This window comes from Janthinobacterium sp. SUN128 (genome assembly GCF_030587275.1).
Classification (GTDB): domain Bacteria; phylum Pseudomonadota; class Gammaproteobacteria; order Burkholderiales; family Burkholderiaceae_D; genus Janthinobacterium; species Janthinobacterium lividum.
The window spans coordinates 128,644-145,135 of sequence record NZ_JAPWHY010000005.1 but is presented as its reverse complement, the minus strand read 5'-3'; the positions used below and the strand labels follow the sequence as shown (position 1 = coordinate 145,135).

Sequence of the window (16,492 nt, the reverse complement as noted above, 5' to 3'; positions counted from 1 at the left end):
AGGCGCCGGCCATAGGCCGGTTTATGCCTGTTTCTGCGTTGTCCGCATGAGTGGACAAGCGACCTGGGGTGAGCCGTTCGCGGCTTCACCCCCTTTGTTTCTAAGGAACTATAAAAAATGATGGTTCTCTATTCGGGTACAACCTGCCCATTTTCGCAACGCTGCCGCCTGGTCCTGTTTGAAAAAGGCATGGACTTCGAAGTGCGCGACGTCGACCTGTTCAACAAACCGGAAGACATTTCGACCATGAATCCGTACGGCCAGGTGCCTATCCTGGTTGAGCGCGAACTGATCCTGTATGAATCGAACATCATCAACGAGTACATCGATGAGCGCTTCCCGCATCCGCAACTGATGCCGGCCGATCCGCTGATGCGTGCCCGCGCGCGCCTGATGCTGTTCAATTTCGAAAAAGAACTGTTCGTGCACGTGCACGTGCTGGAAAGCGAACGCGCCAAGAGCAACGACAAGGCCCACGACAAGGCACGCGCGGAAATCCGCGACCGCCTGACGACCCTGGCGCCGCTGTTCCTGAAGAACAAGTACATGCTGGGCGACGAATTCTCGATGCTCGACGTGGCTGTCGCGCCGCTGCTGTGGCGCCTGGACCACTACGGCATCGAACTGTCGAAGACGGCTGCACCGCTGATGAAATACGCCGAACGCATCTTCTCGCGTCCTGCATATATCGAGGCATTGACCCCTTCCGAAAAGGTCATGCGCCGCTAAAGATCATCCCGGCAGGCCGCGCCTGCCGGGATATCTTGGGGCATGTGGTAAAGTTGCTTTTTGCGCTGTCCCAGTCTTTTGAACTACCGGTGCGCCCGCCTCATGCTGACGGGGGCGCTCCCGCCTCACCGTGCCTACCATGTCTGAAATCTCAACCAAACCTTATATGCTGCGCGCCATCTACGAGTGGTGCACCGACAGCGGCTACACGCCTTATCTCGCGGTCAAAGTCGATTCGCGCACCACGGTACCGATGGAATACGTGAAAAAGGGCGAAATCGTGCTCAACATCAGCTTCGGCGCCACCAGCGGCCTGAAGATGGACAACGACGCCATCCGCTTCCATGCCCGCTTTGGCGGCGTCTCGCGCGAAATCTACGTGCCGGTCGACAACGTGATGGCCATCTACGCCAACGAAAACGGCCAGGGCATGGCCTTCGAGCCCGTGCTGGGCAACGATGACCCGGACGCGCAACCGACGGACAGCCCGGCCTCCGCCGACGTCCCGCCGCCCGTGCTCGCCCCCGCCGCCAGCGGTCCCACCCTGTCGTCCGTGCCGACCGGCTCCCCCGAACAACGCGACAACGCCACGCCCGGCGACGACGAGCCACCAAAAAAAGGCGGCCGCCCGACCCTGACACGCATTAAATAGCGTATAATTCGCAACGCGCAGTTTTTGCCGACTTAGCTCATTTGGTAGAGCAGTTGATTTGTAATCATCAGGTGGCCAGTTCGAAACCGGCAGTCGGCACCAAGAACATGTTTTACCCCGTATCAGGTAGTCTCAAAGCCCGCTCGCCTCATAGGTGACGCGGGTTTTTTGTTGTGTCACGTCAAGTTATGCCATAGCATGAGATACCAACAAAAAGATGGGTTCTTTGTTGGTATCGACGAAACACAAAATGGCGCATACCAACAGAGGGCGAAACGATGGCACTGACAGATACGGGCATTCGACTGGTAAAGCACACTGGCGCCCCTGCTGGCGACAAGCTCAGCGACGGCGGCGGCATGTATTTGTTGGTGACCGCAACAGCCAAGTGCTGGCGCATGAACTACCGGTTTAATGGCAAGCAAAAAACGCTCGCATTGGGAATCTACCCAGCGGTATCGTTAGCTCAAGCAAGAACTCGTCGCGATGAAGCCCGCAAACTTCTGGCCTTGATACCCCCTATCGACCCGAGCCAGGCCAAGCGCGAGGAAAAACTGGCACGTATCACGGCGGCGGAAAAAACCTTTGAAGTGGTGGCTCGACAGTGGCTCGACAAGACGGCGGCGGACCGAGGCGCCAACACTCAGGAAAAAGTAACTTCAGCTTTGGAAAACAATGTTTTTCCATTCTTGGGCAAAACGCCCATATCGACGATTAAGCCCTTAGACGTGCTAGCGACAGTTCAAAAAATGGAAGCGCGGGGCGCGATAGATACAGCGCATCGGGTCAAACAAATATGCGGGCAAGTATTTCGCTATGCGGTGGCCGCCGGCCTTGCCGAACGCGACGTAACCGCCGATCTTAAAGGTGCACTGGCCGCTGTACCCAGATCACATTTCTCCGCCATCACGGAACCGAAACAGGTGGGTGCCCTGATGCGTGCCATATTCGACTACCATGGTTTCCCTGCCGCAGTCGCCGCCTTAAAGCTGGCTCCACTCGTGTTCGTGCGCCCCGGTGAACTTCGCACTGCGGAATGGGTGGAAATCGATCTTGACGCTGCAGAGTGGCGTATCCCGGCAAGCAAGATGAAAATGAAGGCCGAGCACATGGTGCCGCTATCGGTCCAAGCGGTGGAGATTCTACGCTCGCTGCATCCGGTCACTGGCCACGGCAAATATGTGTTCCCTAGCCTTCGCAGCAAAACATGCATGAGCGAAAACACGATTAACGCAGCCTTGCGAGGCATGGGCTACACCAAGGAGGTCATGACCGGTCACGGCTTCCGGGCAATGGCTCGGACCATCATGGACGAAGTACTAGGCGAGCGCGTAGATCTTATCGAGCACCAGCTTGCGCATGCTGTCAAAGATGCTAATGGCCGTGCCTACAACCGCACCGCACACCTTCCTGCTCGCCGGGAAATGATGCAACGATGGGCTGACTATCTGGACAAGTTGCGTGTTGGTGCGGAAGTCCTTCCGTTGCGCGTCGCGGGCTAAATCTTGGGATCTGTTGTCACATTAGTGCGCTGAATAATTTTTACCAACTATGGGACATGGCATAGCCATCAATTTACCCGAAAGAAACTATCTCACTTTCCCAGAGCTATATGACCGTTGGAAGTGCTCGGAAAATGATATTCGAGAACTAATCCTAGAGGAGCAATTAAAGCCAAGTTTATTCTTGGGTGGACTTAGCGGCTATTTTATCGACTTCAAGTATGACGAAACAATTTTCGGTACGCGTACCATTGAGAAGCTTCGATTTGAAGGAGGATATGGGGCCTCATCAAACCCTGACCTGTTCTACTTGCGTGAGCCATGGCAGACGGCCGCACTGGACTGCACTTTCAGGTTTTGCTCTTGGTCATCAGATAGCCAAAAAATGGAATCATGCGAGCCGGATACCTTCGGCTCAGCGTTCAAAATAGAATGGTGCCAGCTCGATAGCCTGATTTCGCTAGATGACGTGCTCGGCACTGGCGTCGTGACCAACATCGAGATTGCACGGTTTGAAGAAAAAATGAAAAATGGCTCAGAAAAGCCCCTTGTTGGGTTGCACCGAACTCTGACCCGGAATTTGCATTGAATTCCGACCCGCTCAGGTATGTAACGGTCAGGCGGATCTGAGCCGGGTTTTCCTTCCTTTTGCGAGGGGTTGAGTCGAGCTGTTCTTAAAGCGATAGCTGTCATTGCCCGTTTCGATGATGTGGCAATGGTGTGTTAAACGATCAAGAAGAGCGGTGGTCATCTTGGCATGTTCGTTTGCTCGCAGAATTGACCCACTCTGTTTGACCCGCCTTCCACTGCCTGGCAAACGCTGCCACGCGGTCGTATGACCCTGCATAGCCCAGCTCTTTCAGGTCCTCATGGATCTGCTTCAAATTGCGCCGCTGCTTACGCGGCTTAGTCGTCTCGGCCTTGAGCCACCCGGATAGCTGCACCGAGTATTTGTCTAATCCGCTAACTGATCGCCGCTCCGCATAGGAGGGCTCAGTGGTTTCCGAGCGCAGATAGCGTCGGACGGTATTGCGAGAGATATCCAGTCGCCTGGCGATTTCTCGTATTGGGATCTGGTCACGAAGGTGCCAGCGTCGAATGATACCGAGTAGAGCCACGTTGATCACTCCGATCTCCTGCCGATAAGACAGGTGGAATTGTGCTACTAACGTGGGTCAGATTCCGTTGCAAATTCGTGGGGAAAGTGGGTCAATTTTCAGTGCAACTTAACAGGTATCTTCAGATGGAAAATGTTTCGCCAAAATCTCGTCACAGAACTCATCAAAGGCGCGGGCAAACATTCGCATCTGCTCCTCGGACTTCCGGTTACGCCTGGCATTATTACGCATCGACCAAGCGAAGGCGCGAGAAAAATCCTCCACGTCATCACTTCCGCCTTGTACCGATGCTCCCATACTTCCGGCACCTGATCGTAAGATCAACGAATCATGGAGACGGCGGTCAAAGGTTAGCGCCATGGTAATTTCGGGACTATTTGCCATAGTTTGCGTGGTCAAATCACAATATGTCATCAGCTCGATATCACCAAGTCCTTCAACGCCAGCAACTCGCGATTTCAGAATCGAAAATGCAGTAGAGGCACCGTAAAGCATCATACTGCGTGCACGGGGCTGTTCTTTATTTTCGCGATACATTCCCTTTTCGATCATGTGCATAAGCAGGAACTTAACCATCCAAGGATCAAAGTAACGAAGTCGCAGAGTGGGGCATTCATCTTCTGCGAGACTAAAAGGAATACGTATACCAAAGCCGGACTCTGACTTGAAATCACGGCGCCACTTTTTCGCGGCTACTTCGTCAAGAGCCTTACGTAGTTTCTTCTCATCCTCATGAATAAGTTTGAATAATCGTCGCAGCGAATTTGGTGTGGTGAAGCCGACTCGATGCACAACTAAGCCGATTTCAGCAACTGCCAACGTGATTTTCATGAGCAAAGCAGAGACTTCTTGGTTTGATAAATTTGATTTCTTCCCCGCAGCCTCAAACAAAATAGCCGGCGACAAGCATGCAAATATTTCAAGCATGTAGTATTCCTGCGCGAGCATAAGCGCAGCCAAAAGGGAGCTAAAGCGTTGCATCCGTTTTCGATCCGTCTCGCGTTTAGCGATGTCTTCCAAGATATTATTATCTATAAATACAAGTAACCGCTCTGACACTGAGGCATAGCAATGTAGAAGAGAGATAATTTTGTCATAATCCTTGAAGAAATCGATTTTCTCTTCATCACTAGCTGATGTCAGGAACTCATCAATATATTTACTGCGTTTTGCCCGATTATAGAGAATACGGTTACCTATTGGCGTCTGCGTACGTAGTCCAAAAACTTTCGCACTCTTGGTTGAGCGTCCCGCCCTTCTTAAAATCCAATTCAACATTACTTTTCATTCCCCCGTTTAGGTCTTAACCTGCACATCTATTTTACAAAGGCCCATCCATTACCATCGGATTAAATTTCATCTAGCGTAACTTCACCATTGATCATCTGGCCGGTAGCATTATCTTCCGTCACTTAAATATCCGACAATACAAATGATGCGGAGGTCTCCCGCCAAGCAGCGTGTTGATCAGCAAGCCTTATGAACCGTCGCCGCTTCAACTCTTCAGCATCCACGATGGGCATACTGGGCACTATGATCATCCTTGGAAGATTCAGACATGAATAATCCTATCGAAGAACAAGCGGCATGCAATGGGAGGAATCAAACTCGGCGATCCCTATTGGGTTCACTGGTGAGCCGAGAAGGATAGCACCGCGATAAGATTCAGACTATTGAAGCGAAACTTGCCTGATCTTATCGACCTGAATCAACACTACAATTTCTGTGCGGCTACAGGTCCTGTTTCATCTGCGAACTGTGCTCGCAGTAGTACAGTTCAGCGATGGGCTGCTGCGGAATACTCAAACGGGAAGCGCGCAGCGCCATGTAGTCGATGCGTATGTACCCTATCGCATTAGTGTGCTCGGTATCACACTACGTCTTAGCGGGCTCGGAAGGTGGCGCAGTTGCCTCCTCAGCGGCTGAACGGGCTTTGTTCCAGAACTGAATAAATACAATCCGCAGCACAAACGACCAAGCATACACGCTGGGGATTGAATACCCTTCGCCGTCTCCCAGCAGACCATGGGCCAGTTCATTCCGCAGGTTCGGTCCCTCTGGATCGCAGTACAGGGCGGTAATCTCGAACGATAGGTCATCCCCGAAAACTACCCTCATTTCCGGCAATTTCACGAGGTTACTCAATCCGTTCTCATTATCGATACCTTCCTTGGATAATGTGGTCGTCAACGCACCTGCGCTTTTTAGGTGGAAGCGGACCATATTCTCGATCTGCGGCACCAGTATGTGCAGCGCGGTTTCAAAGTCCCCGCAATACCCCGCATATAGACCTTTCCCGAACAGGGCCACACGGTCTGGCGGCACAATCGGCGAATTTCTGGCAATTTCAACGAACACCTGTTCATTAAGGTGATGTTCAAGTTGCATCGCCTGAAGTGCTGGCAAGATTCCGCCTTGCACAGTCAGTGCCATCCAAATTTGCTGATCGCGCACCATCTGGGACTGGAGCCGCGCCTCGCGCCGTTCGGTCTCGCCAACGCCACTCCCCACGGCCGCCTGCTTCGACGTGATTCGCCCATCGCGCGCAACAACAGTGCTGCCGAATAACTGGCCAAAGATACTCTTCGCCAAGATCAGTTCGGCATTACGCCGCACTTCGGCCTCGACCACCCCCCGGTTGACCATTGCCAGGCCCCGCAGACTATTCATCGGGGTTTTATTCATCACCCTGGCGCGAGCCTGATTGATTAGCTCGGAAATATCCATTGGTGGCGTCGAAAGCAGTTTCAATTCGCCGACTGAACGCTCACCTGCAGCAAGCAGTTTGGTGCGCAGCTCCGCCATGCGTTCATTCCCCCGGTACGGCGAGCGCTCGACCACGGGGACTGAGCGGTACACTTGGATCGCCTTTTCATAGCAGCTCGCCGCGACAGCGAATGATGGTGGTGACATCGATTCGCGCGCCAGGGCTTCGCTCACCCAAGCCTCCGCCACAGCAACCGTGGCCCGGTAGCCATCGGCAGGTGCGCCAGCTTTTTTAAACCAGCGCACGGCACTTTCCCAGAACTGGCGCGCTTCCTCGAAGCGGCCGCCATCGCTGCGCAGTTGCCCGGCCAGCGTCAGCGCCACGGCGATCTGTGTACGCTGGTTGTTCGATAGTCGACGGTCAATTAACAGGTCGCTGTACCAGAGGGGCGCGAAGCTTATCGTCTTGTCGGCCGCGTCGAACGCCACGAGCAACGCAGCTTCGATCTCGTCGGCTTGTACCTTTCCCGTCTTCCCCAACTTGGTCGCCAGTTGCAGGGCCCGTTGCCAGCAATCGCCCACTCCGTGGCGCCAAGTACCGACATCGATCGGGAAGGAGCGATAGTCGGCGATCGCCGCCAGCGCTAACGTGGTGCCACGCTGCGGCTCCAGTAACCAGACAAGATCGCCCAAGCGCGCGCGCAGGCCTGAATGGGCGGTGTGGCTGGCGATCAGCGCGAAGAATTCGATATCGGCGTCATTGAAGTCGGCCGGGATCGGCGAACGCCGATCATGAAAGATCGCAAACGGCTTGAACGGCGCCGTTAAGTCGCCGGGCACCAACATCATCGAGCAGGCGTCCGCCAGCGATTGCAGCACGGCCGCATGGCGCGTGCGCCCCGCGGCGGCCGCCACACGGGCGGCGTTGAGCAAGTTATTCCACAAGTCTGTGTAAGAGCCATCCGGATTCGGATGCAGCAGGGCTTCGCAGCCAGCCTCGTCGAAATCAGCGGTGGTCAGTGGCGGTTCAGTCGCCGGTGTAGCGGCGGCGGTATTGGTTATCATGGTGCCTCGGTGGTGTATGGCACTTTCGCGCGCGAAAGTCGGGGTTAGGGCGATGGCTCGGCCGACGGCCGGAAATAGTGCCCTTCGACCAATGATAGCTGTTTCTTGCAAAGGAACAACACTATCACCATAGTGACAATTGTTGGTATTATCAGGGAAGGATGTCGTCACAGAGCGACCGCCACCATTGCAACACTTTTACAACAAGATGGTGAAGGTTTATTTTTGTTGGTATTATTGTTGGCATTCATCGATTTTTTTTCAATTTCTCATAGTGTGCTGTGATACCGGCAGTCCCCAGAATTTAGTAGAAAATCAAAGGGTTACCCGCTTCGGCTGGTAGCCCTTTTTTCTTTTCTCCCGCCTGCAGGGCACTCCCGCAACCATAGAAACGCATCGCCATCCGGCGAAGCCCCTTGCGCAACGCATTGCTGCACCGCGCAATGACTATCAGCACATTTAGGCGCAAGATGAGCACGTGCTTGCGCAAAGCAGGCTCCCGATGTCTGGCTTGCCTACCTGGGGAAATATCATGTCCGCACACACTTACAAGCTGATCGAACTGGTCGGCACGTCGACCGAGAGCAGCGATCAGGCGATACGCGATGCCATTGCCAAGGCGGCGCTGACGGTCAAGCACATGGACTGGTATAAAGTGACCGAGTCGCGGGGACATATCGTCGACGGCAAGGTAGCGCACTTCCAGGTCACGCTCAAGGTCGGCTTCCGGCTCGAGTAAAGGAGTCGAGTAAGGCAGGCGGCGCATTCACCGCCGCGCGACCGCTCCCCGGCTTTCCAGCCACTCCCGGCCGCCGGCCTCCAGCGCGGTCTCGATGACATTGTCCGGCAAGCTGTAGACGGTCGCCCAGCTGGCACGGCCATCCTGCGTGTTGGCGGGAAAGCTGTGCGTCTCGATCGGCCAGTGGTATTTGCGTTTGAGCGCCTTGACGATGGCGGCCAGGGAAACGCGGCCTTGCAGCGGTTCGGCGCCGGACTGGTCGCGGTTCGACAGCAGCACGGCCAGGACCTGGCCGCGGCCCGTGCGCGCGCCGGGGAAGGTGGGGGTTTTGTTTGCCATGGCCTATTTTACCGGGCAATGATCGGACGAGAGGCGACGTGCCGCACCTTTGATCCGGCGCAAGCGCCGCAGCGGCTTTGCGTCCACGATGGGTATTTCGCCAGGCGTGCCGGCGCCCCTCTGCCAGCCTGGGCCTATCATCATGGGGCACAGGAGCCTATCATGCACAGCCTGAACATCCACGCCATGCAATGGCAGCCCGTTGCCGATATTTCCGCCGTCGATCCGCTGCTGCCCGAGGATCTCGCCTGCTTTCGCGAACTGCGCGATGTGCTGCAACGCTATGGCGCGCTCGACCGCTTCGGCATTTCCCTGATCCACCGCCATTTCGACATTGCCGACGACGAGGAGCTGATGGAGTACACGGATGCGGAAGCACGCACCCTGACGGTCAAACCTGTCAAGAAAAGCGACATCGACTGGCAGCATACGACGATTACCAACTGGAAATTGACGGAGGGTGAGGAAGTGGCGCGCATCGGATGCGGCTGCGCACGCAATTCCGGTGGCCACCTCGGCTATCACCGGGGCACCTGAGGCTGGCTGGCACCGCCCGCCAAGCGGCGTCGGCCTTTCTTACACTTTGCTTCCGCCAGCTCAGTCCGCTTTGCGCAAGCAATTGATTTCACGTGATTTTTTTGTGTGGCACGCAAGCTGCTTATCCCTGTCTACGAGATGAATCCAGGCAAGTCATCCTGGATTTTTTGTCCCCCGGATTTTTCGAGACTGACCACGATAAGAGGCTGCGATGAACGTCGATCACACACGAAGCAAGACCCTGGGCTGGCTGGGCGCACTGGCGGCGGCAAGCCTGCTGGCCAGCGGCCAGGCACAGGCCGGCGCGTACGGCCTGGCCGTCAATGAGTTGAACAATTTCCGCATCACCACCAGCGCCGGCGCGCTGTCGCTGGCCGGCGCGAACCGCAATGCCAGCGACAGCGCGTTTTTCGAAGGCGGCGTGGCCGTCAATCCGCGTGCCGTCAATACGGGGCCGGCCGCCAACGCCGACGTACTGCAAGTGTGCTCGGGTGGAGGCTGCAGCGGCTTGCCGCAAAACCATTACGCCCCCAGCCCCAGTTCCACCCTGGAGTTCGCCCGCGGCGATGCGCATGCCTTCGGCAACATGCTCAATGGCGGCGCCACCGTGCGCGCCGTGGCGGAAGCCCAGCGCAACACGGTCGGTGCCGCCACGTCCACGGCCGGCGACACGCTCACCGGCTCCGTCAACCTGACCCTGTCGAGCGCCGGCTTCATCACCTTCAGCTTCATGGGACGGCGCGACCTGCGCACCAGCGTGACGACCATGGGCGACAAGTCGAACGTGTCGATCATGGATATCTTCAATATCTCCTGCAACAGCGCCAGCCCCGTCGGCTGCCTGTCGAACGCAAATGCCGATGGCGTGATCTTCCAGTTCGCACCTGATGGCGATGCCAACAATGGCAGCGACATCAACGGCAACCATACGGTCGGCAGCCTGGATCCCTTCAGCCTGAACATGACGGCCGGCACCAACGACCCCGCTACCGGGCGCGCCTTCACGAATGGCTTTGCGATGTTTTCCCTGACCTCGAATTTCGCCCTGCCGGCCGGCAGCTATACCTTGAACTTTTCCAAGTCCACGCGCACCGACATCGTCGTCATCGATCCCCAGGCCGTGCCGGAACCGGGCACCCTGTTCCTGCTGGGCATGGGATTGGCGGCGCTGGCTTTTAAGCGGCGCCGCCAGCCATAATCATCAGCAGCATGAAATAAAACGGCGCCTCATGGGCGCCGTTTTATTTTGCATCAACAGAGGCGTGTTAACCGAGCCGCGCCAGCGCCTGGCGCGCCAGCTGCAACTGCTGCAGATAATAGCGGTGCAGCATGGCCGGATCGCTCAGGTCGCGCCCCAGTACCAGGCGCAGCTCGCTGACAGGACAATCGGCGGCCTGGGTCTGCACCTGGGTTTGTACCTGCATCCCCAACTGGCGGGCCAGCTGGCGCGCCGCCTGCTCCTGCGCGGGCCGGTATTCGACGCGCGTGCGCGCCACCTGGAAGCTGGTTTCATTGGCCAGGCGCACCACCTGCACGGGACTGCCGGCCAGGCTGCGCGCCAGTGCGGCGGCCAGGCCAGGCACGCCATTGCCATTCACAATTTCCAGGCGCGGACGGGGTACGGCAGCGGCAACGGGCACGCTGCGCACGGCTGCCGGCACACGCTGCAAGCGGGCCATGCCCTCGCCTTGCGTGATCTCGATGCGCGCCATGGCGGGCGCATCCGGCACCGGCGCGGCCACGGGTACACCCTGCGGCGGCGTCTCGCTGCGCAAGACGGCCATGTCGCGCCGCAAATCGTGCTCATGCAAGCTGGCCGCCTGGCGCCGCATGACGGCCGCGCGCGCGTGTTGCCCCCGCCGTTCCAGCACTTGCGCCAGATGCTGCCAGGCCAGCGCATTGAGCGGGTCGAGCAGACACGCCTGCTCCAGCGCGGGCAAGGCTTGCGCAGCGCGTCCACTCAGATAATAAGCATGACCGAGATTGCTGAACAGATACGCCTGTTGCGGCTGCGGCGTGCCCGCCTCCTGCGTCAAGGCCAGCCAATGGGCAATCGCCGCATCGTGCTCGCCCCGCTGCGCGTGCAGCACGGCCAGGCCGTTGCGCGCATTCACATGGCGCGGCGCGGCGCGCAAGGCTTGCTCGTAGGCCGCTTGCGCGGCGGGCAGGTCGCCCGCATCAAAATACTGGCGTCCCGCGACATAGGCCGCATCGGCAGCGGCAGCGGGCGGCGCCGGCAGCCGCGGCGCGTGCGCCGTGTGGCTAGCGCACGCGCCCAGGCCCAGACAGGCACAGGCGGCGGCCAGGCGGGAAATCGTCAAGCGCATGGTAGCTCCTTTCAGCGGCTGGCCATGGCCGGCACGAGCACGCGATACACTTCGATCACGGCCGGCCCCATGAGCACCAGCATGAGGGTGGGAAAGACGCAAAAGATCAGCGGGAACAGCAGTTTCAGGGCAATCTTCGCGGCCGCCTCCTCGGCCAGCAGGCTGCGCTTGCCGCGCAGGTTTTCCGAATGCACGCGCAGCGAATCGCCCATGCTGGTGCCGAAGCGTTCCGACTGGATCAGCATGGCGACCAAGGTATCGACGTCTTCCACGCCGCTGCGCAGGGCCAGGTTGCGCAGCGCCTTTTCCTTGGAAAAGCCGGCGCGCATTTCCATCAGCACCAGCTGCAACTCCTGTGCCAGCACCACGCTCTTGATATGGATTTCGCCCGACACCTTCACCAGCGCGCGCTCCAGGCTCAGGCCCGCTTCCACGCACACGGTCAGCAAGTCGAGCGCGTCCGGGATGTTTTCAAAGATGTCGCGCTGGCGCCGCTTGGCCGTGCTGGCCAGCACCAGGTTGGGCAGGTAATAGCCGATGGTGGCGCTGACGCACAGCAGCAACAGCAGCACGCTGCGCAGCTGCGCCGCCATGGCGCTGGCCGCATACAGGCCCAGCACGGTGGGAAACAGCAGGGCCAGCACGCTTTTCGCCGCGAAGTACAGGGCCGGCGCGCTGGCCTGGCGCCAGCCTGCGTTCATGAAGCGCGTGCGCAGCGGCGAGCGCTCCCAGCCCTCTTCCGGCAGCGACAGCTTGCTGAACGGCTGCGCCACGCGCGCCACGCGCTCCACCCAGCCGTTTTCCGCCACCGCCTCGCTGGCGGCCGGCGCCATGGAACCGAACAGGCGCTGGCGCAAGGCACCGGGAAAGAAGATCAGCCATGCCAGCAGGGCCAGCGCCACCACCACGGCGAAGACAATCAACAGAAACAGCAGTTGCGAGCCAGTCATGGCATTTCCTCCGATTGATCGACTGACAAAACGTTCAGGGCTAGGCGTGTCGCCGAAGGCAGTACGAAAGTACGACAAGGCGACGCAACAACGCCATGGACTTTTTTCAGACGATCTCTTAGATGCGGATGCGGATCACATTGCGCATCCACACGACACCCAGCGCCACCATGCCGGCCGCATACCACAGCAGTTTGATGCCGCTGGGATCCGTCCACAGCAGGCTGATGTATTGCGGATTGACGAGCGCCATGACGCCGATCATCACCACCGGCATCAAGCCCAGCACCCAGGCCGACATGCGCCCCTCGGCCGACAGCACGCGCACCTGTCCCAGCAGTTTTAGCCGGGCGCGGATGATGCGCGCGATGCTGACCAGCACTTCGGCCAGGTTCCCGCCCGATTCACGCTGCACCAGCACGGCGATGACAAGGTAGCGCAAGTCCGTCAGCGGAATGCGCGCGGCCAGGTTTTGCAGCGCCTCGTTCATCGGCACGCCGTAATTGATCTCTTCGTGCGCCATCTTGAATTCGCCGCTGATCGGCTCATTGAGTTCATCGCCCACCATCTGCAGCACATTCGAAAACGAGTGTCCGGCGCGCAGCGCGCGGGCCAGGAAATCGGCCGCTTCCGGCAATTGCGCCTCGATCTTTTTCAGCCGCGCGGCGCGCGCGCGCAGCACGACCATGCACGGCCCGCCGCCTGCCACGCCCAGCAGCAGCAAGGCACCCGGCAGCGGCATGGGCCAGATGGCCAGCCACAGCAGCGCCAGCAGCAGCAAGCCGCCCGCGCCGCCCAGGAACTGCGCCACCGACCAGGACAAGCCCGATTGCAGCAGCAGGTGGTCGAGCCGTGCCGCCTGCGGCAGGCGCCGCAGCAAACGCTCGAGGCCGGGCGAGCGCGCATAGCGGCGCTGCTTGAGGATGGAAACCCGCTCGCCGCCCGCCTCGCCGCGCGCCGCCATCAGCCGCAAACGCCGGTTGATGCGCCGCGCCGCGCTGCCGTGCGTGCCCGACCACCACAGCCAGGCGCCCTCGACCATCAGGATGCAGGCGGCGAACAGCAGCACGGCAAAGCCGTAGAACACCAGGTCCATGATGCCTCCATAAAACAGATAAGAAAACCGTAGCGAGCGGATGTGATTTGTGGCTGAGAAGCGGAGCTGTGCTTTAGCACAGTGAGCATCGCAGGCCGCAAAGCGCGCCGCGCAGTAGGTTTTTCATTCGTAGATGCGGTCAGGGTCGAAGACGCTATCTGGCACCGGCGCGCCGAACATGCGCAAGCGCTCCGTAAAACGGGGCCGCACGCCCGTGGCGCAAAAGTGGCCCAGCACCTTGCCGGCGGCATCGACGCCCGTCTGCTCGAAGCGGAAGATTTCATGCATGGCGATGATGTCGCCCTCCATGCCCGTCACTTCCTGCAGGCTGACCAGCTTGCGCGCGCCATCCGTCAGGCGCGACACTTGCATCACCACCGTCACGGCCGAACAGATCTGCTGGCGCGTGGCGCGCGGCGTCAGGTTCACGCTGGCCATGCCGACCATGTTTTCCAGCCGCGCCAGCGCGTCGCGCGCCGTGTTCGAGTGGATCGTCGCCAGCGATCCTTCATGGCCCGTGTTCATCGCCTGCAGCATGTCGAGCGCCTCGGCGCCGCGCACCTCGCCCAGGATGATGCGGTCGGGCCGCATGCGCAGCGCGTTGCGCACCAGCGCGCGCTGGCTCACTTCTCCCTTGCCCTCGATATTCGGCGGGCGCGTTTCCAGGCGCACCACGTGCGGCTGGCGCAGCGCCAGTTCGGCCGCATCCTCGATGGTGACGATGCGCTCGCTGCCAGGTATGAAACCGGACAGCACGTTGAGCAGGGTCGTCTTGCCGCTGCCCGTGCCGCCCGAAATCAGGATGTTGACCTTGGCCTGCCCCAGCGCCTGCAGCACCTGCACCATGGGCGGCGTCAGGCTTTTATAGTCGAGCAGGTTGGCGATCGTCAAAGGCTGCACGGCAAAGCGCCGGATCGACAGGATCGGGCCATCGACGGCCAGCGGCGGAATGATGGCGTTGACCCTGGAGCCGTCCGGCAGGCGCGCATCGACCATCGGGCTCGATTCGTCGACCCGCCGTCCCACGCGCGAGACGATTTTTTCGATGATCTTCATCAGGTGCGCATTGTCGTGGAACGTCACGTCCGTCAGCTGCAGCCGCCCGCCCCGCTCCACATACACCTTGTCGCAGGTATTGACGAGGATATCGGACACGCTGGCATCGGCCAGCAAGGGTTCCAGCGGACCGAAGCCCAGCATCTCGTGCTGGATGTCGAGCACCAGGCTGTGCCGCTCATGCTGGTTCAACACGATGCGCTCTTCCTCGATCACGCGCTGCACCAGCAGCGCCAGCTCGTGCTTGAACTGCTCCGCCGTCAGGCGCTTCAGGCGTTCCAGGTCGATACGGTCGAGTATCGTCTGGTGCATGGTTTTTTTCAGTTCCTGGTAGGCGTGCAGCGCCAGCGCGCCTTGTCCATTCGTGGCGGGGCGCACCGTTTCATTCGCCGCCAGGCGTTCGCGTAAAGTCATCTCGGCTCCCATGATGGCTCCCGGCGGGAGCCTTGACATCCATTGCTGTCCTAAGCCTCGCTGCGGCTGAACAGACGGTCGAACAGGCCGCGGCTTTCCGTCACGCGGCGCGCCGTCACCAGTTCCACCAGCTCGGCCAGGCTGCGCGCCACGGCGCTGGTGCGCGACAGCTGCAGCAGCGGGATGCCCTGGTTGACGGAATCGGTGGCGGCGATGTAATCGTTGGGCACCGTGTGCACCACTTCCGCGCCCAGCGCCTGCTCCAGGTCCGCCAGGCGCAGCCGGCCGCCCTTCTCATAGCGGTTGACGATCAGGCGCAGGCGCTCGCCCGGATAGCCGAGCGAGCGGAAGATGTCGAGCAGGCGGCGCCCGTCGCGGATGTCCGGCAAGGCCAGCTGCAGCACCGGATAGATGGCGTCGGCGTTGTCGAGCGCGCGCAGCGACAGCGCATCGATCTGGCGTCCCACGTCGAGCACGATGTAGTCGTAGTGCTGGCGCGCCACGGCCAGGATGCGGTCCATGTGCTCGGGCTGCATGTCGACCTTGTGCGCCGGGTCGTCGGCCGCCGCCAGCACGCCGAAGTTCGGCGTCACATGCACCAGGCACGAGGCGAGAAAGGCGCCATCCATGCGCGCGATCTGCGCGCAGATGTCGGACAGGGTCATGGCCGGCTTCTGGTCCGAGACATACAGGGTGGCGTCGCCGAACTGGCCGTGCAGGTCGATCAAGAGCACCTTGCAGCCGGCCAGTGTCGCCATCGCATAGGAAAAATTCGTCGACAAAAAGGTGGCGCCGCTGCCGCCCTTGCACGAGATGAAGGCGAGCACTTTGCCATCGCGCATCTGCGTCACGCCGGCCTGGATATCGACCCTGTCCATCGCCTCGTGGAAGGCCTTGTGCACCAGCGGCAGCTGCAGCACTTCGCGCATGCCGGCGCGCATGGCGCGTATCAGGACATCCTGCTGCTGGCCGCGCGTGAGCAGCATCAGCACGGCCAGCGGATACTGGCGCGCCAGGCGCTCGAGCAGGTCGGCCTCGTCGGCATCGATGCCGCTGGCGTCGACGATCACCAGTTCCGGCGCTTCGGCCAGCATGCGCTCGACGGCGTCGCGCAGGCCGCTGCGCCGGTCCAGCAGCCGCAGCACGGGCATGCGGGCCGCGCCTTGCGCCGCGATTTCATCGTGCAAGCTGGCGTCGCGGGTAATCATCAAGGCTTTCATCGCCCCTCCTTCATTCAAGGCTACACATTCGGCTGCGCCGGC

15 protein-coding genes, 1 tRNA gene and 2 pseudogenes are annotated in these 16,492 nt (G+C 59.7%); 8 read left to right on the top strand and 10 right to left on the bottom strand.

What is annotated here, in order from left to right; genetic code table 11:
- Nucleotides 1-117: 117 nt before the first annotated feature.
- From O3297_RS25730 to O3297_RS25710, 5 genes are all read left to right on the top strand, one after another.
- Nucleotides 118-729 (top strand): glutathione S-transferase N-terminal domain-containing protein, encoded by a 612-nt coding sequence (locus O3297_RS25730; protein WP_010394154.1) that lies wholly within the window; start codon nucleotides 118-120, stop codon nucleotides 727-729.
- A 139-nt stretch (nucleotides 730-868) separates the two neighbouring features.
- Nucleotides 869-1,381, top strand: coding sequence for a ClpXP protease specificity-enhancing factor (locus O3297_RS25725; RefSeq protein ID WP_070258525.1), 513 nt, complete (start codon nucleotides 869-871; stop codon nucleotides 1,379-1,381).
- Between the two features lie 26 nt (nucleotides 1,382-1,407).
- Nucleotides 1,408-1,483, top strand: a tRNA-Thr gene (locus tag O3297_RS25720).
- A 176-nt stretch (nucleotides 1,484-1,659) separates the two neighbouring features.
- Nucleotides 1,660-2,883, top strand: coding sequence for an integrase arm-type DNA-binding domain-containing protein (locus O3297_RS25715; RefSeq protein WP_305050777.1), 1,224 nt, complete (start codon nucleotides 1,660-1,662; stop codon nucleotides 2,881-2,883).
- Nucleotides 2,884-2,932: 49 nt separating this feature from the next.
- Nucleotides 2,933-3,472 (top strand): hypothetical protein, encoded by a 540-nt coding sequence (locus tag O3297_RS25710; RefSeq protein ID WP_305050775.1) that lies wholly within the window; start codon nucleotides 2,933-2,935, stop codon nucleotides 3,470-3,472.
- 27 nt (nucleotides 3,473-3,499) lie between these two features.
- Here O3297_RS25710 and O3297_RS25705 read toward each other — a convergent pair.
- The 4 genes and pseudogenes from O3297_RS25705 to O3297_RS25690 form a co-directional block, all read right to left on the bottom strand.
- Nucleotides 3,500-3,640: pseudogene (locus tag O3297_RS25705) on the bottom strand (ATP-binding protein); the annotation flags it as partial.
- A 43-nt stretch (nucleotides 3,641-3,683) separates the two neighbouring features.
- A pseudogene (locus O3297_RS25700) lies at nucleotides 3,684-4,010 on the bottom strand (helix-turn-helix domain-containing protein); the annotation flags it as partial.
- Between the two features lie 99 nt (nucleotides 4,011-4,109).
- Nucleotides 4,110-5,279, bottom strand: coding sequence for a hypothetical protein (locus O3297_RS25695; protein WP_305050773.1), 1,170 nt, complete (start codon nucleotides 5,277-5,279; stop codon nucleotides 4,110-4,112).
- Nucleotides 5,280-5,876: 597 nt separating this feature from the next.
- Nucleotides 5,877-7,772 (bottom strand): DUF4209 domain-containing protein, encoded by a 1,896-nt coding sequence (locus O3297_RS25690; RefSeq protein ID WP_305050772.1) that lies wholly within the window; start codon nucleotides 7,770-7,772, stop codon nucleotides 5,877-5,879.
- Between the two features lie 532 nt (nucleotides 7,773-8,304).
- Between O3297_RS25690 and O3297_RS25685 the strand changes: the two genes are divergently transcribed.
- Complete coding sequence (locus O3297_RS25685) at nucleotides 8,305-8,511, top strand: dodecin (RefSeq protein ID WP_305050771.1); 207 nt, start codon at nucleotides 8,305-8,307, stop codon at nucleotides 8,509-8,511.
- Nucleotides 8,512-8,538: 27 nt separating this feature from the next.
- Here the strand turns inward: O3297_RS25685 and O3297_RS25680 are convergent, their stop codons facing one another.
- Nucleotides 8,539-8,850, bottom strand: a complete 312-nt coding sequence (locus tag O3297_RS25680) for a hypothetical protein (protein WP_092609338.1) — start codon at nucleotides 8,848-8,850, stop codon at nucleotides 8,539-8,541.
- A gap of 162 nt (nucleotides 8,851-9,012) precedes the next feature.
- Between O3297_RS25680 and O3297_RS25675 the strand changes: the two genes are divergently transcribed.
- Both O3297_RS25675 and O3297_RS25670 read left to right on the top strand, forming a co-directional pair.
- Nucleotides 9,013-9,387, top strand: coding sequence for a hypothetical protein (locus O3297_RS25675; protein WP_092609341.1), 375 nt, complete (start codon nucleotides 9,013-9,015; stop codon nucleotides 9,385-9,387).
- A gap of 211 nt (nucleotides 9,388-9,598) precedes the next feature.
- Nucleotides 9,599-10,585, top strand: coding sequence for an EDSAP-1 family PEP-CTERM protein (locus O3297_RS25670; protein WP_305050768.1), 987 nt, complete (start codon nucleotides 9,599-9,601; stop codon nucleotides 10,583-10,585).
- 67 nt (nucleotides 10,586-10,652) lie between these two features.
- On the opposite strand, the gene O3297_RS25665 is transcribed toward O3297_RS25670, so the two are convergent.
- From O3297_RS25665 to O3297_RS25645, 5 genes are all read right to left on the bottom strand, one after another.
- Nucleotides 10,653-11,714 (bottom strand): LytR C-terminal domain-containing protein, encoded by a 1,062-nt coding sequence (locus O3297_RS25665; protein WP_305050766.1) that lies wholly within the window; start codon nucleotides 11,712-11,714, stop codon nucleotides 10,653-10,655.
- Between the two features lie 11 nt (nucleotides 11,715-11,725).
- The gene (locus O3297_RS25660) at nucleotides 11,726-12,664 is read right to left on the bottom strand and encodes a type II secretion system F family protein (protein ID WP_034783626.1); all 939 of its coding nucleotides are present in this window, start codon (nucleotides 12,662-12,664) and stop codon (nucleotides 11,726-11,728) included.
- A 118-nt stretch (nucleotides 12,665-12,782) separates the two neighbouring features.
- Nucleotides 12,783-13,760 (bottom strand): type II secretion system F family protein, encoded by a 978-nt coding sequence (locus tag O3297_RS25655; protein ID WP_092609351.1) that lies wholly within the window; start codon nucleotides 13,758-13,760, stop codon nucleotides 12,783-12,785.
- Nucleotides 13,761-13,883: 123 nt separating this feature from the next.
- Complete coding sequence (locus tag O3297_RS25650; RefSeq protein WP_077408925.1) at nucleotides 13,884-15,230, bottom strand: CpaF family protein; 1,347 nt, start codon at nucleotides 15,228-15,230, stop codon at nucleotides 13,884-13,886.
- Nucleotides 15,231-15,280: 50 nt separating this feature from the next.
- Nucleotides 15,281-16,450, bottom strand: coding sequence for an AAA family ATPase (locus O3297_RS25645; protein ID WP_034783630.1), 1,170 nt, complete (start codon nucleotides 16,448-16,450; stop codon nucleotides 15,281-15,283).
- Nucleotides 16,451-16,492 lie beyond the last annotated feature (42 nt).